This is a genomic window from Pseudoflavitalea rhizosphaerae (assembly GCF_003991355.1).
Classification (GTDB): Bacteria; Bacteroidota; Bacteroidia; order Chitinophagales; family Chitinophagaceae; genus Pseudobacter; species Pseudobacter rhizosphaerae.
Window position 1 is genome coordinate 264,795 of record NZ_RCSU01000004.1, and the last position, 20,576, is coordinate 285,370.

The following is a 20,576-nucleotide window of genomic DNA, read 5'->3' on the forward strand; positions in this document are numbered from 1 at the left end:
AGATGAGACGAGAAGAAGCCAATAACAACATCTCATATCTGAAAATGGTGACGAATGAAAATGATGATGAATTGGGCTCCGTAAACCCTGTTGAAGAGGTTAAAAAAGTAAAAGAGCTATACAACGAAGTGGAAGGACTTTTGCTCTTCGGAACCTGGCAATGGGATATTCAAACGGACAAAGTCACCTGGTCAGATGGCATGTTCCGGATCATGGGATATGATCAGGAAACAGCCAGCAATGAGGTAACCGATGATTTTTACCTGGCCCACCTGGACCCGGGAGATGCAAAGCAGTTCCGTGAAATACGCGCTGCTGCCATTGCAGACAAAACTCCTTTCGAATACACCTATCATGTGATGACGAACGACAAGCGGGAGCGTGTGATCACTACCAAGATGAAATTCGAATACGATGCCAATGGGAATGCTTTGAAGGGAATCGGCATCAACCGCGATGTAACTGAGAAAACACAGTTACTGCGCGATCTGATGCACTATAAGAAAATGGTGGAACAGAAAGAGGAATTTCTCAATCTGGGTACATGGGAACTTACACTGGATACACAGCAGATGGTGATGTCAGACGGGATGAGCCGGTTACTCGGCTATACCGATGGCATGAGCGGGGCAGGAATGGACCTCTTCGAATTCTTCCGTTCTCATCTTTCTTCGGAAGAAGTGAAAAAAACGAATGATGCCATTCATGAGATCATCGAAAATGGTGAGACCTATGTGCGGCAATCCTCCATCTTCACTACAGACGGGCAATCAAAAACCATCGAGTCTTTCGGTAAAGTGCAGCTGGATGCCCATGGGAAAGCTGTGAAGATTTTCGGTATCACACATGATGTTACCAAACTCAAGGAGTACGAACAGAAACTCGAGATAAAAGTGGACGAGCTCAACCGCTCCAACCATGAGCTGGAGGAGTTTGCATACGTGGCTTCGCATGACCTGCAGGAGCCGCTGCGCAAGATCAGCACATTCGGGGAAAGACTTCGAAGCCGTTGCGGAGACCAGCTTTCAGAGGAAGGAACCGTTTACCTGAACCGCATGCTGGCATCTGCCGAGAACATGCGCGTGCTGATAGACAATCTCCTGGATTTTTCCCGTGTTACGCGCATGCAGCATCCATTTGTGAGAACGGATATCAGAACGTTGATACAACAGGTGATCGATGAGCTGGACCTGAGCATCGAGGACTCACAGGCTTTCATCGATATTCAACAGATGCCCGACATTGAAGTGAATCCTGTGCAGATAAAACAGCTGTTCCGCAACCTGCTCACCAATGCGCTCAAATTCCAGCGTCCCGGTGTTCCGCTGCGTATCAGCATAAACAGTAATAAACTGAGCAGGGAAGAAAAAGAAAAAATGAAACTCCGTTCTGCAGGGAACTATTATAAATTTGTGGTGTCAGACAATGGTATCGGCTTCGAGGAAGTATATGCAGAAAGGATCTTCCAGCTCTTCCAGCGATTGCATGGAAAAGCCGAATACCCGGGATCGGGCATCGGACTGGCTATCTGCAGAAGGATCGCAGACAACCATGCCGGCATGATCTCGGCCACAGGAGCCCCGGACAAGGGAGCCGTATTCACCATCATCCTGCCCGAATCACAATAAACCCACTGGTCTTTTCATGCTCATTTCCACTGAACCCATACGTATCCTGATCATCGACGATGATGAAGATGATTTTTTTATCACCAGCACGCTGGTGAAAGAGATCAATGGGAATTTCCGGGTGGACTGGTGTCATAATTACCAACAGGCAATGGACCATATCTGTAATTACAGGTATGATCTTTACTTCATAGATTATTATCTCGGCGCGCGCACAGGCCTCGATCTTTTGAAAGAGGCACTGCTGCGCAATTGCGAAGCACCGCTCATCCTGCTCACCGGCAAGGGTAATCACAAAGTGGACATGGAAGCCATGCTGGCGGGCGCCGCAGACTATCTCATCAAAAGCGAGCTCAATGCTGAAAAACTGGAACGCTGTATCCGCTATTCCCTGGAGAAAGCACGGTCCATCAAAGCGCTCCGCGACAATGAGCTGAAATACCGGAATATTTTCGAAAAATCAAAAGACGCAATATTCATTGCAGATACAGCGCTGCAATTCCTTACCGTTAATCAGGCCACTAATCAACTGTTGAATTATTCATCGGAAGAACTGGCGGACCGCACGCTCTATGATCTCATGCCCAACAAACAGGCTGCTGAATACCTGGCATTGTTGCTGAAAGATAAAGGGGAAGTGGAAGACCTGGAGCTTGACCTGCTCAACAGCGACGAAGAAGAACTGCATTGCATCTTCTCTGCCACTTCGGTTGAACGGCCCGATGGTTCTTTTTACATGCAGGGTATCCTGCACGATATCACCAGTCTGCGTAAAGCTGAAAAGAACCTGGTGATGAGCGAGAAGCTGGCAGCAACTGGCCGACTGGCGCGGACACTGGCCCATGAGATCAGGAACCCGCTCACGAATATCCATTTATCGCTTGACCATCTCCGTCATGATGGCCTCACTGAGGAACAAATCAGTTACTACCAGATCATTCTCCGTAACACCAAACGCATTGGCGGCATCATCTCCGAATTGCTGGATACAGCCAGGCCCACAGATATCATTCTGCGAAAATGGCCACTACAGGATATCATGGACGAAAGCCTTACGGCCGCCATGGACCGCATCATGCTGAAGCAGATCAGGACCAGTATCAAATATCCTGACGATATCGTAGAAGTGATGGCAGACAAAGAGAAGCTGAAGATCGCTTTCCTCAATATCATCATCAATGCCGTAGAGGCGATGACCGAAGGGCAAGGTGAGCTGGAGATCAATGTAAGCACTCAGCCACAGCACTATGAAGTGCGGATCACAGACAATGGCTGTGGTATTTCTCCCGAGAACTTACAACGTCTCTTTGAGCCTTATTTCACATCCAAACGCAATGGCCTCGGCCTGGGGCTGGCAGCCACCCTCAATATCCTGCAGGCCCACCATGCAGGCGTGGACGTTCATTCCACACCTGGCAGCGGCACCATGTTTGTACTTTCTTTCCGAAAGGAAAAAATTGAGTAAATTACTATACCCCCCAGGCCCGTACCGTAACTCACCCAAAAACTACCGGTATGCGTGCAATTTGGTCGGGCGCCATCGGCTTCGGGCTGGTGAACATTCCCATAAAACTCTACAGCGCTGTACAGGAAAGCTCCCTGGACCTGGACATGCTCGATAAGAAAGATCATGCCAATATCAAGTTCCAGCGCATCAATGAAAAAAGTGGAAAAGTGGTCCAATGGGCCAATATCGTGAAAGCCTATAATCTCGACGGACGCTATGTTGTGCTTGACGATAAGGATTTCGAGAAGGCCATGCCAGAGAAAACAAAGACCATCGCTATTTCCACTTTTGCAGATGAATCCGAAATCGACAGTATGTACTGGGAAACTCCCTACTATATCGAACCCGACAAATCCGGCGCTCGCGCATATGCATTGCTCTGGGCAGCACTCAATAAAAGTGGAAAAGTGGGATTGGGTTCCTTCGTGCTGAGGACCAAAGAAACGGTTTGTGTGGTGAAGGCCGAAGAGGGTGTGCTGGTTGTGCAGAGGCTTCGCTTCGAAGAAGAGATCCGCGATCATTCAGAACTGAATATACCCACGCTAACCGCCAAATCCGTCAAACCCAATGAGCTGAAAATGGCCATGAGCCTCATTGATCAGCTATCCGGCCCATTCGATATCTCCGAATTCAAAGACACTTACTCTGAAAAACTGATGAAGCTGATCAAAGCCAAAGCAAAAGGAAAGAAGATCACCACACCTGCACTCAAAGTGGTGCATTCACGCGCAAGCGATCTGATGAGCCAGTTGAAAGCAAGCCTGGAAACCAAAAAGAAACGCGCTTCCTGATATTGTTGATCAAAAATGGAAATCATGCTCAAAGATTATAAGAAGAAAAGGAATTTCAGGAATACGCCCGAACCTGCCGGTGTAAAACGATCTGCGGGTGACCATCTCCGTTTTGTGGTGCAACGGCATGATGCCACACGACTGCATTACGATTTCAGGCTGGAGCTGGATGGAGTGCTCAAAAGCTGGGCTGTGCCGAAAGGACCAAGCATGAACCCGGCAGACAAACGGCTGGCCGTGCAGGTGGAAGACCACCCGGTGGATTATATCGATTTCGCTGGCGTGATCCCCGAAGGTAATTATGGTGCAGGTGTAGTACAGATCTGGGACCATGGCAATTATATTCCGGTGAATGCGGAAATAGAACCGATCTCCGAAAAGGAAGCACTGAAATGGTTGAAGAATGGAGAGTTGAAATTCGTGATACAGGGCAGCAAGCTCAGTGGTGAATTCGTGTTAGTGAGGTTGAAACGCGATGAAAAGAACTGGCTGCTCATCAAACACAATGATGAATATGCAGTGAAAACGAAATACGATGCGGAAAAACTGATCAAAGGAAAATCGAAAAAGGAAATATTTGCGAAGGGGGCCAGGGGAGAGAAGGTATGGGTGAGCAACAGGAGCCCCAGGGCCAAAAAAACAGCAAAAGCAGCAAAAACAGGCAGGAAAGCTAAAAAAGATTAATCTGGGTGCCGCCAGTCGCTCGCCTCCGGCGAGTGACCTGTATTTGTTCGCCTCCGGCGAACACTGCGTCGCCGGAGGCGACGGAATAGAAGTCACTCGCCGGAGGCGAGCGACTGGGCACACCAAAAGTAAAAGCGTATGGCACAAAAAAAGCCAGGTAAAAAAAGTGCAGCCACTCAAAAGCGGCCTCCTTCGCGTGTCTTTGGCAGTAATGGCCGTAAATACGAAGAATATATCGAGCCAATGCTGGCCAGTCTTGAAGACCACCCGTTCGACAATGATGAGTGGATCTTCGAAATGAAATGGGATGGCTATCGCGCCATAGCAGAATGGAAAAAGAAAAAACTGAAATTATATTCCCGCAACGGTCTTTCCTTCGTTCAAAAATATCCTCCGGTTGCTGAAGCCATCACAAAGATCAAACATGATTGCGTACTGGATGGAGAGATCGTAGTGCTGAATGAAGAAGGAAGGCCGCGTTTCCAGATGCTCCAGGAATATGAACAGGATCCCCGTTATCCCATTCACTATTATGTCTTCGATCTGCTCTTCCTCAATGGTAAGGATATACGCCATTTGCCCCTGCTGGACCGCAAGGAATTGCTGAAAAAATTATTGAGTTCCTATAAAGGTGATGTGATCCGGTATTCCGATCATGTTGCGGGCAGCGGAAAGAAATTCTTCCAGCATATAAAGAAGCTCGACTTCGAAGGTATGATGGCCAAAAAATCTGACAGCGAATACTATTCGGGTGCCCGTACCCGTGAGTGGTTGAAAATAAAACACCACAATAACCAGGAAGCTGTGATTGCCGGATTCACTGCGCCAAGGCGAAGCCGGAAATATTTCGGTGCATTGATCCTCGGTGAATTCAAAGGCCGCAGGCTGCAGTATATCGGGCATACAGGAACGGGCTTTACACATGAAAAGCTGAAAGAACTATGGGACCTCATGCAACCACTGATGACAGCCCAGTCGCCTTTTTCAGAAAAAATAAAAGTGAATGCACCCGTCTCCTGGATCAGGCCGGAGCTTGTTTGTGAAGTGAAGTTCACGGAACAGACCAAGGAAGGCATTCTCCGTCATCCGGTATTCCTTGGATTGCGGGAAGACAAAGCCGCCTCAGCAGTAATCAAAAACAATGACCGATGAAAGCAGCAGAAAAAACTTCAGCTATCGTACAGGTAGACCGTCACCAGCTGACCATCACCAACGTGAACAAGATCTATTTCCCGAAAGACAAGATCACCAAGGGAGATGTGATCGCTTACTACGATATGATGGCGCCGGTGATACTGCCTTATCTGAAAGACAGGCCGCTGTCGCTCAAACGAAATCCCAATGGGATCACCGATAAAGGATTCTATCATAAGGACGCCGGAGAGAACGCGCCAAAATATGTAAAAGTGTACCCGGAATTCTCTCCATCGTCCAACAAAACAGTGGATTATATCGTGTGCAATAACAAGGCAACGCTGATCTATCTCGCCAATCTCGGTTGCATTGAAATGAATCCCTGGAATTCCACTACACGCAGCGCCGAAAAACCAACCTACATGATCATCGATATCGATCCATCACCTAAAAATACTTTCGACCAGGTGATCACCGTTGCACAGGCTGTTCAGGAAGTGATGACCAATGCAGGCGCCATCGCTTATCCCAAAACTTCCGGGGCAACCGGTATTCATGTATATATGCCACTGGGCAATAAATACGATTATGAGATTGTGCGCGAATTTGGAAGGATCGTTGCTACAATGGTGAATGAGATGCTGCCCGGTATGACCAGCATCGAACGATCGCTTAAAAAAAGAGGGAATAAGATCTATATCGATTTCTTGCAAAACTCGAAAGGGCAGACCCTTGCGTCGGCTTACAGCCTGCGTCCGCGCGATGGAGCAACGGTATCCACTCCATTGTTATGGAAAGAAGTGAAGGCCGGCCTTCATCCTTCGCAATTCACGATCCACAATATTCAGAAAAGGGTAAAAAAACTCGGTGATCTGTTCTTTATGGTGTTGAAAGAAGGCAACAATCTGAGGACCTGCCTTAAAAATCTCGGTCATTAGGTAACGATCCTGTTCCTTTTCTGGTGCATGATATAGTACAATAATCCTCCCATCACCGGCACAGAAATGGTGATGATCAGCCAGAACATTTTCTGATAGAAACGAAGATCTTCTGTAATTATCACGTCCCAGATGCTCCATACCCAAACTATACCTACTACAATCAGTCCTGCGTACAAAATGTAAATGCCGAAATCGTATTGTTTCATTAACATCAACCCAAGCAGGATGATGGCTGTTCCAGAAATGCCGATAATTAATCCGGTCTTGTTCAACGTACTCATATGGTTCAGTTTTCCTTTGATATCTACCAATGTTATGCCACCCGTGGAGGCTTCCTGCACAAGCTGTGGAGCCCTGTCTACAAACAGACAGCTCGTTGCCAGGGCAATAAATTTTTACTGTATCGGAAAAAAGAAGTCTATGAGAAGCATATTGTATATTCTGGCAGTGATCCTGATCATCGGGTGGCTCCTGGGCGTATTCGTGTACAGTGCAAAAGGATTGATCCATATACTGATCGTACTGGCAATTATTTCGCTGTTGGTGGGTATTATCCGCCGGGGTGATGTATAGATGAACAGCAAAGGTTCTTGGGGATGATCAATTAATTAGAGCGGGCAGCAATGTCCGCTTTTTTGTTTAGTTGCAACATTTTCATCACTTTCGTAGTTAAACCGGCAACTGCACAATCGAATGAAGGACAACAAACTCATATGGGACGATTTTCGTTTCGGGGATGAAGCCGCCTTCAAAATTATCTTTGAGACCTATCACAATCCACTCTTCAATTACGGACATAAATTCACCGCAGATGATCATGTGATCCAGGATGCGCTCCAGAATCTTTTTGTGAAACTCTGGAAGAACCGCAGCGGCATTCGCGAAACCGGTTCCGTTAAGAACTATCTCTACAAATCCTTCCGCCGTGTATTGCTGAGGATGCTGGAAACAAAGCATCGAAAGTATGAATTCTCCGCGCAGATCGAAGACACGGAATGGGGCGCCAGGCTGGAGTCTGACCAGGCCATTGTGAGCCGGGAAAGACTGGATGCCATCAGGGCGGACCTGGCCCGCGCCATGGAAAAAATGAGTCCCCGGCAACGGGAAATCATCCATCTTCGTTATTATGAAGAAATGGAATATGATGAAATTGCCGTAATTATGCAGTTATCTGTATCCAGTACCTACAAACTGGTGTACAAAGCCATCGATACGCTCAGAAACCATTTATCCCGTACAGACCTCTTCCTCCTGACTATTCTCCTGAACCTGAAAAAGATCTGATGCGGGGCTTGAAAGGCCGCATCCGGCTGTACTGTAGCCTTTTTTAAACTCTCAATATTTTTTTTTAACCTTTTTTTCCGCGCATAGGGATAAAACCTGAAAATTATGTGTGTATAAAAGATTGCCATGGACCAACAACCCGACTATAGCCAATATTCAACAACGGATTTCTTCAATGATGAGCATTTTATCAGCCATGTATTGAAACAGGACGAAGCTGCAGCAGCGTACTGGAAAAATCAGGCCGATCGATATCCTCAGCAAGTAAAAGCAATGGAAGAAGCCCGTGTTTGGATACTCCTTATCCATCAGCAGCAACCTTATCGGCCTTCATCCAAACCCGCAGCATTATGGTCGAAAATAGAAACAGATATCCATCTGTATGAAAGAAAAGAACGCAGGTTCTACCGGCCATTGCGGAGAACACTGCGCTGGACAGGAGCCCTGGCCGCAGCAGCAGTGCTGGTGCTGGCCATGATGGAGATCACGCAACTGGGCATTAAGGAACGAACTACGGATTATGGAAAAAAGGAACAGATCCTGCTGCCTGATGAATCTGTGATCACGCTCAACGGTAATTCCAATATCCGGTACTCGAGAACCTGGAGATCGGATAAACCGCGCGAGATCTGGCTTAGTGGTGAAGCGTTCTTTGAAGTGAAACATGTGGCGGTAATGAACCGTCTGCAGGAATCAGACTCCTTCCACGTCCATGTGGGCGGTCTCGAACTAACCGTTCTGGGTACCCGCTTCAACGTGAAGAACCGCCGGCAACTGACAGAGATATCACTGTTGGAAGGCAGCCTGCGGATCAAAAAAGAAGGAACGGACGGATTTGTGAAGATCATGAATCCCGGCGATGCATTTGTGTATGACAGCACGCAGAACATGCTGACCGGTTCTGTTAAGAAAGCCTCAGGGAACAGCGCCTGGACACAGGATGAGATGGACCTGGATGGCTACACCATCAGCGAGATACTGACCGTGCTTCATGATACTCATGGCTATGATATCGTACTCAGGTCACCGGAACTGGCATCAAAACGACTGACCGGAACCATTCCTGCACAAAGCGCAGAAGACATACTGCTTGTACTGCGCCAGGTATTTGATATCAAAATTCAACAAAATGGTAAAAAATTAACTATCAGCCAAAACTAAACCGATGAACAGAAATTTGTTGCTGGTACTGAGTTTCGTCTGTGCTGCGCTTCCCCTGCAACTGCTGGCGCAACAACAGGTGCCGCTGAAAAAAGCGCTGGACGAAGTGAAGACCGTTTATGGGACCAAATTCGCGTATGAAGAGAATCTGCTCGACAATGTAATGGTGCAATGGAAAGGTGGATTGACAAAAAAAGAACCAGTGGAAAATGTATTGAAGGGATTGTTGTACAACAAAGGCTTTCTTTTCCTTTATATACAGTCGAATTATTACACTATCATCAAAGATACAAGGTCTGCCAAAGAAAAAGAAAACGATAATAAACCCACACGTCCCGGTGAAACACGTGAAGATGTTTCCGATGATTTTGTGCAGGTGCTTACAGGTGTTGTGACCGATGAAACCGGCAGTCCGCTTACTGGTGTTACCGTATTGCCCGAAGGCTTTGCCGTTCGCTGGGGCGTTACTACCAGCAGCGACGGACGTTATACATTACGCCTGAAGGAAAAGACCAATGCACTGCTCTTCAGCTTTGTTGGAATGGTGCCGCAAAAAGTGGAACTGAATGGTAAGACCTCCGTGTCCGTACAACTGGAACCCGAAACAAAAATGCTGGAAGAGGTGAAAGTGGTCAGCACCGGTTATCAATCCATTCCCAAAGAGCGCGCCACCGGATCATTCAGCCAGATCAGCGCCCGTGAGATCAGGTCCGTTCCGGCAGTGAACCTGATGGAAAGACTGGAAGGAACCACCCCCGGCGTTCGATTTGATGTACGTAACAATACCATCCAGGTCCGCGGCAGGAATACACTGATCAGTGGAAGCACCGGCAGCAAACCCCTGATCGTGATTGATGGTTTCCCTGCACTTGACCAGGACCTTGCCGAACGCGAAACCTCTGTAGCGAGCATAGGTACTGTACTCAGCAGATATAATCCAGAAGACATCGAATCTATCACCGTGCTGAAAGATGCCGCCGCCGCATCCATCTGGGGCGCCAACGCTGCCAACGGCGTGATCGTGATCAATACAAAAAAAGGGAAAAAGAATTCCTCTCAGGTGAACTTCAGTACCAACCTCAGCATTTCCAATCCTTCCGATATGGGCAGGCTCAACAGGATGAACAGCGCGCAGTATATCGAACTGGAAAAGGAAATGAAAGACCTCGGTTATTTCACCGATCCCATCAATTGGGACAATAGCTGGATGACCTTCAACCAAAACCGCCCTGTGAGCGAAGCACTTGAATGGATGTTCAAAGTGGACCGCGGTACTGCAACAGAAAAGCAAAGAGACTCAGCGCTTGCCGTACTCGGCGGCCTCGACAATCGCAGCCAGATCCGCGACCTCCTGATGCAACGCGCCGTTTCACAACAATACAATCTCAGTTTCTCTGGAGGCGGCCAGAACAGCACTTATTTCCTCTCTACCAACTATACCCGCGATATGCCTGTGTATCGCAGTAATAAAGGTGAAAGCTATTTTGTGAATGCCAACCTCAGCAATGAACTGTTCAACAAGCGCGTAACTATCAATACAGGTATCAACTACAATTTTGTGAACACGCAGTCGAATATGGCTACGCTCAATGCTATCGGTAATGGTAACCTGGCACTACGTCCGTATGAGATGCTGCAAGACGCGAGTGGTAATGCTATCGCACGCTCCATCCAGTTCCGCGATGAAGTGGCCGAAGATTTCCTGGCTAAGGGCTATCTTCCCTGGACCTACAACCCTGTACAGGAACTGAATTACAACAATACCACTACAAAGGATAACCGCTTTCGTTTCATAGCGGATATCAATACCAAACTTACCGGCTGGGCCAATCTGCAACTGGCGGGATCGCTGCAGCGCAGCAGTGCCCAAACCATCATCATGGGCGATCTCCAGAGTTATGATACCCGCGTGATGCTGAATACAGCCACTACTGTTGGCTCTAATGGGAAACTGGTATACGGTATTCCTTACGGAGGAAAAATGATCAACAGCAACGCAAATGAAATGAGCTACTCGCTTCGTGGTCAGCTGAACATCAATAAATCCTGGAAGGATTTTTCTCTGAATGCCATCGGCGGTACCGAGATCAGGGAACTAACAAGCGAACGCTTTTCCCAGACTCGTTATGGTTTTGATAAAGATGTTTATTCTTCCGCCGCCTGGAACCCTAATCTGCCTTATCAAACCGTGATGGGGTGGAGCAGTACGCTGGGGTACAGTGATGGCGCCATCACGAAAGGTATTGCCAGGGCCCTGTCTTATTTCGGTAATGCAGCATTCTCTGCTTACGATAACCGTTATACGCTTTCTGCCAGTCTTCGCTTTGATGATTTCAATTTACTCGGTATATCCCGCGATAAACGCGCCAAACCACTGTGGAGTACTGGCTTTAAATGGAATGTGAGCTCTGAGGAATTTATGAAAAGTGTAACCTGGCTCACTAACCTGAATCTCCGCCTCACATACGGTAGTACCGGCACTGTTGCCACCAGCGCTACCAATAGAGCTATCATAAGTTTGGGTACAGACCCCATTACCAATGAACCGATCGGGAATGTACAGCAGCCTGCAAACAATTCAGTAAGCTGGGAGCTGACAAAATCATGGAATATGGGACTGGATTTCGGTGTCTTCAACAACAGGCTCACCATCAGTGCTGATGCCTACAGGAAGAATACAGAGGATATGCTCTGGAACTTCCCCATCAACAGTACATGGGGATGGACCACCCTCCAGTTCAATGCAGCCACCATGAAGGGACATGGATATGAGCTCGGACTGCGTGCTGAAGCGATCAGGGCCCGTGATTTCAGATGGGCTTCAACGTTCAATATTTCCTACAATACCAATGAAATAACAGACAGCCGATTTGAAAAACCGACAGCCACCGTACTGGTAGGTGGAAGCAGCTTCGTGGAAGGTGAACCCCTCGATGCAGTGTATGCTTACCGCTGGGCTGGTCTCGATAACAAAGGACGCTCACAGATCTATGATGCAGGTGGCAAGATCATCACTGCAGATCAGTTCAACAATGTGCTGAAAACAGAAGACATCGTAAAGATGGGACGCAGTACGCCACCTTTCTTTGGCGCCTGGTTCAATGACTTCAATTACAAATCCTTCTCCCTGGGTGTGCGCATTACCTATGAAATGGGGCATGTGTTCCGTCGTCTTTCCATCCAGAACTATCCTGATTATACAACCAATAATTATTATGGCCTGATCGGCAGCCAGAAAGACCTGGCCCTTCGCTGGCGTCAGCCCGGTGATGAAGCATTCACCAGTGTTCCAGGTCTTGCCAATGTGAGTACAAACAGCAGCAACCGATATAAAATGTCTGACCTCCTTGTGGAAAGCGCCAGTCATATCAGGTTACAGCAGGTCTCACTGGGTTACCAGGTGCCAGCCAAACTGATGCAGCGGATCGCTTTCAAAAGCGCCAACCTGAACTTCTCCGTGAGGAACCTGGGACTGATCTGGAAAAAGAATAAAGCGGGTGTGGATCCCAGTTATATATCCGGGACCAATTACAATAACCTGCCACCGTCGCCCAGCTTTTACATGGGACTGAACGTTTCTTTCTAACCAAAGAAAATCATCACCAAAATGAGAATCAAGCACAGCTATATAGCAACAATGATATTGATCGCGGGCCTTGTATCCTGCCGCAAGTTTGTGGAAGTGGAGCAGCCCAACCAACGGGAGTTCAAGTATACTTCCGATTATCAGCGGATCATGAGCAACAGGAGTATTTTCGATCGGACTGCCAATAACCCGATGATCTCCTCGGACGATATCAACCTCGATGCCAATCCCAACCAGCAGAACCTGCTGAGCAGCGGGGTAGACAGTGTGTACGTCTGGGGCGCTTCCTATTACAATGTTGACCAGAGTGATGTTACCTGGGATCAGCATTATAATTCGATCTATAATACCAACCTGGTGATAGATGGTGTGATGGGCAGCGAAGAAGGTACAGAAGTACAGAAGACAACCACACTGGCCGAAGCGAAAGTTCAACGGGCTTACCTTTACCTCACTCTGGTGAATCTCTATGCCCGGCCATATTCCGCGGCTACTGCGGCTTCCGATCCGGGGTTGCCACTGTTGTTGTCGCCGGACCTGTTCACTTCACTCAGGCGTGTATCCGTGCAGGCCGTGTATAACCAGATCATCAAAGACCTGAAAGAAGCTATCCCCGCTTTACCCAATCTGCCTGCCAATAATGTACATCCGGCTAAAGCCGCCGGTTATGCTACGCTCGCGAGAACCTACCTGTTCATGGGCCGTTACAGTGAAGCGGCAGAGAATGCAGGACTGGCACTGCAGTTCCAGAACAGTTTACTGGACCTGAACAATTATGCCGGAGGCGCCACTGCTTTTCCGAGAAGACTGGAGAATGTGCAGGTGATCCTTGGTAAACAGGCTACCATGCCGGGTTTCCTCAATTTGAGCCTGAGTGATGAACTGGTGAACAAGTTCCAGACCAATGATCTTCGATATGAATTGTATACCCGCCCCGGAAGCAGCTTCCAGCCTGCTTTCACCGGTCGGGGTTCATGGCTCGCCAATCTCTTTTCAGGAGATAATGTTACTACCGGTATCACAGTTCCGGAAGTGATGCTCACCCAGGCCGAAGGATTGGCAAGAACAGGGCAAACTGCTGCTGCCATGAACCTGGTGAATGAACTCAGGAAGAAAAGATTCCGTCCGGCCGATTATGCAGACCTGGTTGCAGCCGATGCAACGGAAGCCCTGCATATTGTTCTGGATGAAAGAAGAAGGGAACTCTTTGGTACAGGCCTTCGCTGGTTTGATCAGCGCAGGCTGAGCCTCGATCCCGCACTGGCAGAGTTTGAAACACGCACTTTCAAAGGCAATACCTATACCCTGGTGCCTGGTAACAGATATGTATACCCGATTCCTCCCAAAAACATCGATCTGAATCCTGAGTTGACGCAGAATGATCGATAAAAAATGAAATGATAGTTATGAAAAGAAAAATCACCCTGCTGGCCAGCCTGTTGCTGGCCGGCACAGTAACTGTTTTTGCCCAGGATTTCGGGCAATACGATAAAGCTGATCCCAAAGACCTGGTAAAAAGCAAAGACCTTACCATTCAACAACTGGAAGGCATTCACAATTATTACCAGTTCAAACTGAAAAACAAACAGAAAGCAGATGAACTCGCTTCACTGCTCATAGCCAAAGATCCGCAGGGAAAATTTGCACGCCTTACGGCTTTTCAGAAAGCCATGCCTGCAAAAAACAACCAGGAAATGATCGCTCAGTATGAAAAATTTCTGGCAGAATTCCCCTATGAACATTGGAGTAAGAGCCCCAATGGACAATCATTTATTTATTACACTGTTCATCGTGGGTTGGGCACCGCATATTTTGAGACCAGGCAGTTTGATAAGCTATTTGCCATGCTGAAGCCGCTTACTTTCAAAACTGAAAATGAAGTGTTCCGTTGGAATGTAATGCGCGCCTATGTTTTCAAATTGATCGGTCAGGATACATTGTATGAAGTGGCCACACCGCTCATAAAGGAATTGCTTGCGAAAGTAAAAGATGGTTCTTACGTGGAGTCAGGCGTGTTCACACCGGAAACTGCGCAGCACAATGCCAACCAGCAGATGGATAATGAACTGGGTACCTATATCAGCCTGCTGCGCGATATGAAAAAGTATAATGATGTAAAACGATATTTCAGTTTTCTCTCTGAAAAAGGGAAATATGCTGATGCAGAACGCAATAGCATGTACCTGGATGCCTTGCTGCAAACAAAGGATGAGCAGGCCATTCAGCCTTTCCTGGAAAAATGCATGGCTGCCAATGCCATGACGCCACTGATGCTGGAAGAACTGAAGAAACAATATGTAAAAAAGAACAATAGCGCAGAAGGATATGAAGCTTACACATCTTCCCTCCGTTCCAAAGATGAACAGGGAGCGCTGCTGGCCTATGTAAAAGAGCATATGACCAATGAAGAGTTCATGCCTTTTGCCGTGGAAGATGCTGATGGAAAAACCATCAGGAGCAGCGATTGGAACAACAGGATAGTGGTGATCGATTTCTGGGCCACCTGGTGCAAACCCTGCATCCAGGCATTCCCTGGTATGCAATTGCTGGTTGATCAGTACAGCAAGGATGATAAGGTAAAGATCTTCCTCATGGGAACCATGCAAACAGGGGATTACAAAGAAAAATCCGTAGGCTTCGTGAAACGGGAAGGCTATCGTTTCCATTTACTGCATGATAACAAAAACCAAAAAAATGGAGAACAGGATGCCGTATTCAAAACCTTCGTTCCATTTTTCAAATCCTCTGCCATTCCCAGGAAAGTGATACTGAAAGATGGCGTGATGCGCTATACTTCCGAAGGCTATTCCGGAAGTCCCAGCAAGCTCGCTGAAGAACTGAGTATGGCCATTGAAATACTTAAAAAGGAGAATTAAATGATGGGACTGAGAAGATGCTGGTCCCTGATGCTGGCTGTGGCCATGCTGCCCTGCGCAATGCAGGCACAGGTGAACCCTAAAGAAAGACTCTGGCAAACGCTGAAGGCCATCCAGGGTAATTATGTGGATTCTCTTACAGACAATCAACTGGTGGAAGCGGCCATTGCCGGAATGATGAGCAGGCTGGACCCGCATAGCAGGTATTTCAGCAAGCAGGATTCGGAAGAGATGCATGAATCCATGAAGGGAAGGTTTGCCGGAATCGGCATCCAGTACATGATGGAGAATGATAGTTTATACATCACTCAGATCATTGAAGGCGGCCCGGCAGAAAAAGCAGGCTTGCAGGCCGGAGATCGAATTCTGCGTATCGATAGTCAGGCTGTAACAGGAAGCGGGCAAACAAATTACACTGTAATGAAGAAGATCCGCGGTCAGAAAGGATCTAATCTTTCGCTGGAAGTCCTCAGAAAATATACAGGCGCTGTACTGAAGAAAGAACTGGTGCGCGATTTTGTGGCCGACCACTCCGTAAAAGCTGCGTATATGCTGGATGCTAAAACGGGATATATCAATCTCCGGATCTTCAATGAAACCACCAGGCAGGAAATAGACAAGGCGCTGATCACATTGAAGAAAGAAGGAATGCAAAATCTCGTACTCGACCTCCAGGGTAACGGTGGGGGATATGTGCAATCTGCCATCGGCGTGGCTGACGAGTTCCTGCAAAAAGATCAACTGGTTTTTTACAGCGAAGGAAGAGATAAAGGACGTGATTATTATTACTCCGGCGGTTTCGGTCAATTCCAGGAAGGTAAACTGGTTGTGCTCATCGATCAGTCCACGGCATCTGCCAGTGAGATACTCACTGGTGCATTGCAGGACTGGGACCGCGCCGTGATAGTAGGCAGAAGGAGTTTCGGAAAAGGGCTGATGCAGCGGCCTGTACCTGTATTCGATGGCTCTGTACTGGAGCTCACCGGGGCCAGGTATTATACGCCTTCCGGCCGATCTATCCAGAAACCATACAAGGGATCGAAGTATGAAGACAATGCACTTACACGCTGGCAGAGTGGGGAACTTGCAGATGGAAAAGTTTTCCATTTTCCTGATTCGCTGAAATACAAAACACTGGTGAACAAAAGAACGGTGTTCGGAGGTGGAGGCATCATGCCCGATGTATATGTTCCCGTCGATACAGCTGAGTTCAGTGGCTGGTTGCAGGATATTGCTGTAAGTGGTATTACCAGTAAATTCACCTTCGAATACCTGGATGCCAATCGTGGCAGCCTGCTGGATATTTACAAGGATTTCGCTTCTTTCAAAAACCAATACACTGTACCGGCAAGCCTGGTGCAGAAGATCAGGGAAGCGGGAGAGAAAAACGGACTACTGTTGACAGCAGCTGATAAGGAAAGGGTACTGTCGCTCCTCTCACTCGGCATCAAGGCACAACTGGCAAGTCAGCTGTACACTGGAAATGATCACTACCTGCAAGTGATGAATACAAGCAATGCGAGCCTCAAAGAAGCGCTGCGCATCCTGGAACAATCTACTCAATTCACTAAATTCCTGAAACCATGAAATTGCATCAAATAATGCTGCTGGCCATCGCCGGTGCTCCTGTAAGCCTGGCTGCACAGCAGTCTTTTACTATCAAAGGCTCTGTTGGAAAACTGAATGCGCCTGCCAAAGCGATCCTTACCTACAAGAAAGATGGGGAACGTGTATTCGATTCCACAGAAATAAAAAATGGACAATTCGTCTTCCGCGGTACTGCCGGCGGAACAAAAGAAGCACATATCATCGTTAAACATGGTGATGAAGTGGAAAACCCGGTGATGCGTCCCAAACAGGACGTGCTGCCATTCTTCCTGGAAGAAAGGAACATTACGGTGGTGGCGAAGGATTCCATTAAGAATGCAGTGATCAAAGGCTCTCCGGCCAATGATGAAAATACAAAAGTAACAGAGATGCTGCGTCCTTATTACAACCGCTACGATGCCCTCAACAAGGAATTCAGGGAAGCTCCGGAAGAAAGGCAGAAGGAAGAAGCTTACCTGTCAAGCCTTGATAAACGTGCCGCTGATATCATGAAAGAGATCATTAGTGTGAAAATGAAATATGTGAAAGCGAATCCCAAAACCTTCATGGCGCTGATGGCTTTCAATTCCACCCTGCCTCCTGAATTCGATGCGGTGCAGGCAGAGAAAGATTATTTATTGCTGGATGAAAAAGTGCGCAATACAGATTTCGGAAAAGAAGTGGGGGAGAAGATAGCGAAGGTGAAGAAAACACAGGAAGGTTCAGTGGCGCCTGATTTCACGATGAATGATGTGAATGGCAAGCCCGTGAAATTGTCTGATTTCCGTGGAAAATGGGTGCTGCTTGATTTCTGGGCGAGTTGGTGCAAGCCTTGCAGAAGGGAGAACCCCAATGTTGTAAAAGCATTCAACGAATTTAAAGATAAAGGATTTACTATTTTAGGGGTGTCGCTTGACAAGCCGGAGGATAAAGACAAATGGCTGGATGCGATTGCTGTTGACAGTCTTACCTGGACGCAGGTCTCCGACCTGAAAGCCTGGGAAAATGAAGCGGCAAAACTCTATGATGTGAATGCGATCCCTATGAATTTCCTGATCAATCCGGAGGGAAAGATAGTTGCGAAATATTTGAGAGGAGAAGCGTTGACGGCGGAATTGAAAAAGGTATTGAAGTGACCATTCTTTTATGTTCTGTAGCAAATGATGAAGGGCTGGTGGAAACCAGCCCTTGTCAGTCCAATGTGCCTTAAATGAAACTTATTGGTTATTTTTTCAGCCTTGAATTCAGGGCCATCAATTTGTCGTGGTGTGAACGGATCTTCGGTAACACTGTATTGATCCAGTTTTTGATATCTGAATCGGTTACAGTTCCGAGTGCTGTCTCATAATCGCTGATTGTTTTCTGATGTTTTTCCATCAGCTTTTCTGTCCAATCCTTGTTGAATGAGGAGGGTTTTTCATCTGTCAGTTTTTGCAGGTCCTGTTTGGTGTCTTCCGTTACATCGGCGGGGATACTGATACTCTTGTTGGAGGCCAGCACTTTGAGGTCGTTCAATGCAGCGGTGTGATCATCATACAGTGTTTTTGCAATCTCCTTGATGTCTTTATTTGTAGACTTCTGTTGTGCCAGTTCTGCGAGCCTGATCTCGGTAAGGTTACCATTGGCGGCGTCCACTACAAACTGAGCATTGTGTTCGGTAGAGTCTGTCTTGAATTTAGCATCGTTCTTGTCTTCTGCTACTTCCTTGCTTTCTTCAGGCTGTTGGTTGGCATTGTTACAACCAACTGCGAAGGAGGCGGCAACGAGGGAAAAGATGGTGATTCTGTTGATCAGTGTTTGCATACGATTTGCTTTTGTTTATAATCATACATAGGGTTGCGGCCTGGTTTACATGGCGGCCTGCATGTCCCTGTATCTTTTGATGAGGTCGTGGGATGCTTTGAGTGCGCTCTTTTGTTTCAGTACAAGCTGTTTGATGTCTGCACCCGCGGTGCCATCATCTTCGAGCGCCTGTTGATAGGCTTTCTGAGCAGCGTCTTCGCCGAATTCACAGGCTGCCAGTACAGAATGCCTGTCCTTTCCCGAGAAGGTGGCTTTCACATCCATCCAGGCGCGGTAAATCTTGCCGGAGGCTGTGGAGGCGTCTTCTACAGGTTCGCCACCTGCTTTCTTCACTTCCAGAATCAGTTCAGCTTTGTGCTGGCGGCTTTCATCGGCCATCCTGCGAAAAACACTTTTCAGGTCATCGTTTGCATCTTTGGTTTCCCTGATGGCTTTTTCGTAACCATTGATACGATCATTGTTGATCCGGATTAGATCGTTCAATACACTTACCATGTCTTCATTATGTTGCATAGTGATAGTTTTAAAGTGATGAATTTGGAATAAGGTGCTAAAAAACGATACCAATCCCGGGTTACCGTAGCAGCATGCTTTATTTGTAGACGTCCCACCACGATAATATGGCGGAAATGCTGATAAACCGGGGCTTACGCTGGCATAAGAATTACATACTAATAACCGGGCTTATGCATGCCTTATATGTATGCTTTCAGAGCCAACATTTCAATTCATTCGAGCTATGAAAGATGTAATCAATATCAATCCGCCTGAACATGCATACGTGAAAACATTCTATGGTATGTTCTCTGACCTTGACCATCTGGAAGATGAGCACCAGGCAGACAGGAAGAGCCCCTGTGCTCCTGCTGCAAATATTTACGAAACCGATTCCGCTTATTTTATAGAAGTGGCGTTGCCGGGTTACCAGCTTCACGATATCCAATTGAAGCGGGAAGACGATCTGATCACCGTTTGTGCTGAAACGCATACTGTGCGCCATAAGAAACTGCAGCGTTTCTTCCGACAGGAATTCCTTGCAGGCAGTTTTACCCGTTCCTTCTTATTACCTGATGATGCAGGTGAAGCGCATGCGAAATTCGCAGATGGTGTTCTCTGCATTCAGCTCGATAAAAACAGTCAATGGGTGGTTGCGCCAACAGTGGTGCAGGTCATCACTATTCAATAACTCTAAAAGGAAACAGATGCCCAGATATTCAAAAGGTGCTTCCAAATCTGTGGAAAGCGCCATGAGAAGAAAAAAAAAGGGAACACTCCGTTCAGGACCGGGCGGAAAAGGTGGAAAAGTGAAAAGCCGTGAACAGGCTATTGCCATTGGTTTGTCGGAAGCGCGTGAAAAGGGCGCTAAAGTACCGAAGAAGAAAAGCTCCGGAAAATCAGCCAGCAAGAAATCAGCAACAAAGAAATCCGCCAGTAAGAAATCCGCCTCAAAAAAATCGGCTCCCAGGAAAGCTGCTTCCAGGAAGAATGCAACAAAGAAAAGCGCTCCCAGGAAATCCGCAACAAGAAAAAAGGCCGCTCCCCGTAAAAAGGCCGCATCCAGGAAAAAAAGCAGTAAGTAGGTCAATAAATAATA

The 20,576-nt window shown here is 47.3% G+C and carries 19 protein-coding genes; 16 read left to right on the forward strand and 3 right to left on the reverse strand.

The window, feature by feature from the left end; all coding sequences use genetic code 11:
* Positions 1-2 precede the first annotated feature (2 nt).
* The 6 genes from D9Y29_RS09130 to ligD (D9Y29_RS26660) all read left to right on the forward strand — a co-directional run bounded on the left by D9Y29_RS09130 (position 3) and on the right by ligD (D9Y29_RS26660) (position 6,682).
* Positions 3-1,628, forward strand: a complete 1,626-nt coding sequence (locus D9Y29_RS09130; RefSeq protein WP_127127253.1) for a PAS domain-containing sensor histidine kinase — start codon at positions 3-5, stop codon at positions 1,626-1,628.
* 16 nt (positions 1,629-1,644) lie between these two features.
* Positions 1,645-3,093, forward strand: a complete 1,449-nt coding sequence (locus tag D9Y29_RS09135; RefSeq protein WP_127127255.1) for a hybrid sensor histidine kinase/response regulator — start codon at positions 1,645-1,647, stop codon at positions 3,091-3,093.
* A gap of 50 nt (positions 3,094-3,143) precedes the next feature.
* Positions 3,144-3,926 carry a non-homologous end joining protein Ku gene (gene ku / locus D9Y29_RS09140; RefSeq protein WP_127127257.1) on the forward strand — a complete coding sequence of 261 codons (783 nt, stop codon included), beginning with the start codon at positions 3,144-3,146 and terminating at the stop codon, positions 3,924-3,926.
* 24 nt (positions 3,927-3,950) lie between these two features.
* Positions 3,951-4,610, forward strand: a complete 660-nt coding sequence (locus tag D9Y29_RS09145) for a DNA polymerase ligase N-terminal domain-containing protein (protein WP_241237881.1) — start codon at positions 3,951-3,953, stop codon at positions 4,608-4,610.
* A gap of 138 nt (positions 4,611-4,748) precedes the next feature.
* Positions 4,749-5,762, forward strand: coding sequence for a non-homologous end-joining DNA ligase (gene ligD, locus D9Y29_RS26655; protein ID WP_206513747.1), 1,014 nt, complete (start codon positions 4,749-4,751; stop codon positions 5,760-5,762).
* On the forward strand, positions 5,759-6,682 hold the full coding sequence (gene ligD, locus D9Y29_RS26660) for a non-homologous end-joining DNA ligase (protein WP_206513748.1): 924 nt from the start codon (positions 5,759-5,761) through the stop codon (positions 6,680-6,682). The genes ligD (D9Y29_RS26655) and ligD (D9Y29_RS26660) overlap by 4 nt, the downstream gene beginning before the upstream one ends.
* On the opposite strand, the gene D9Y29_RS09155 is transcribed toward ligD (D9Y29_RS26660), so the two are convergent.
* Positions 6,679-6,966 carry a PLDc N-terminal domain-containing protein gene (locus tag D9Y29_RS09155; RefSeq protein ID WP_127127259.1) on the reverse strand — a complete coding sequence of 96 codons (288 nt, stop codon included), beginning with the start codon at positions 6,964-6,966 and terminating at the stop codon, positions 6,679-6,681. The two genes, ligD (D9Y29_RS26660) and D9Y29_RS09155, sit on opposite strands and share 4 nt — an antisense overlap.
* A gap of 139 nt (positions 6,967-7,105) precedes the next feature.
* On the opposite strand from D9Y29_RS09155, the gene D9Y29_RS09160 reads away from it, so the two are divergent.
* From D9Y29_RS09160 to D9Y29_RS09195, 8 genes are all read left to right on the forward strand, one after another.
* Positions 7,106-7,258, forward strand: coding sequence for a lmo0937 family membrane protein (locus D9Y29_RS09160; protein ID WP_127127261.1), 153 nt, complete (start codon positions 7,106-7,108; stop codon positions 7,256-7,258).
* A 120-nt stretch (positions 7,259-7,378) separates the two neighbouring features.
* A complete protein-coding gene (locus D9Y29_RS09165; RefSeq protein WP_127127263.1) occupies positions 7,379-7,969 on the forward strand; it encodes an RNA polymerase sigma factor in 591 nt (196 codons plus the stop codon).
* 126 nt (positions 7,970-8,095) lie between these two features.
* Entirely contained in the window at positions 8,096-9,130 is a 1,035-nt protein-coding gene (locus D9Y29_RS09170; protein WP_127127265.1) for a FecR family protein, read from the forward strand.
* Between the two features lie 4 nt (positions 9,131-9,134).
* Positions 9,135-12,716 carry a SusC/RagA family TonB-linked outer membrane protein gene (locus tag D9Y29_RS09175; RefSeq protein ID WP_127127267.1) on the forward strand — a complete coding sequence of 1,194 codons (3,582 nt, stop codon included), beginning with the start codon at positions 9,135-9,137 and terminating at the stop codon, positions 12,714-12,716.
* 21 nt (positions 12,717-12,737) lie between these two features.
* Positions 12,738-14,105, forward strand: a complete 1,368-nt coding sequence (locus D9Y29_RS09180; RefSeq protein ID WP_127127269.1) for a RagB/SusD family nutrient uptake outer membrane protein — start codon at positions 12,738-12,740, stop codon at positions 14,103-14,105.
* 17 nt (positions 14,106-14,122) lie between these two features.
* Complete coding sequence (locus tag D9Y29_RS09185) at positions 14,123-15,592, forward strand: TlpA family protein disulfide reductase (RefSeq protein WP_164735327.1); 1,470 nt, start codon at positions 14,123-14,125, stop codon at positions 15,590-15,592.
* Positions 15,593-17,179 (forward strand): S41 family peptidase, encoded by a 1,587-nt coding sequence (locus D9Y29_RS09190; protein ID WP_127127273.1) that lies wholly within the window; start codon positions 15,593-15,595, stop codon positions 17,177-17,179. It begins immediately after the preceding gene.
* Complete coding sequence (locus D9Y29_RS09195; RefSeq protein ID WP_127127275.1) at positions 17,176-18,315, forward strand: TlpA disulfide reductase family protein; 1,140 nt, start codon at positions 17,176-17,178, stop codon at positions 18,313-18,315. Before D9Y29_RS09190 ends, D9Y29_RS09195 begins: the two co-directional genes overlap by 4 nt.
* An 88-nt stretch (positions 18,316-18,403) precedes the next feature.
* Here D9Y29_RS09195 and D9Y29_RS09200 read toward each other — a convergent pair whose 3' ends face one another.
* Together D9Y29_RS09200 and D9Y29_RS09205 are read right to left on the reverse strand one after the other, a co-directional pair.
* A complete protein-coding gene (locus tag D9Y29_RS09200; RefSeq protein WP_127127277.1) occupies positions 18,404-18,982 on the reverse strand; it encodes a DUF4142 domain-containing protein in 579 nt (192 codons plus the stop codon).
* A 45-nt stretch (positions 18,983-19,027) separates the two neighbouring features.
* Entirely contained in the window at positions 19,028-19,495 is a 468-nt protein-coding gene (locus tag D9Y29_RS09205) for a ferritin-like domain-containing protein (protein WP_127127279.1), read from the reverse strand.
* Positions 19,496-19,721: 226 nt separating this feature from the next.
* On the opposite strand from D9Y29_RS09205, the gene D9Y29_RS09210 reads away from it, so the two are divergent.
* Positions 19,722-20,168, forward strand: coding sequence for an Hsp20/alpha crystallin family protein (locus tag D9Y29_RS09210; RefSeq protein WP_164735328.1), 447 nt, complete (start codon positions 19,722-19,724; stop codon positions 20,166-20,168).
* Between the two features lie 16 nt (positions 20,169-20,184).
* Positions 20,185-20,562: a DUF6496 domain-containing protein gene (locus D9Y29_RS09215; RefSeq protein ID WP_127127283.1), complete on the forward strand. Its 378-nt coding sequence runs from the start codon at positions 20,185-20,187 to the stop codon at positions 20,560-20,562.
* The last annotated feature ends 14 nt before the right edge of the window (positions 20,563-20,576 follow it).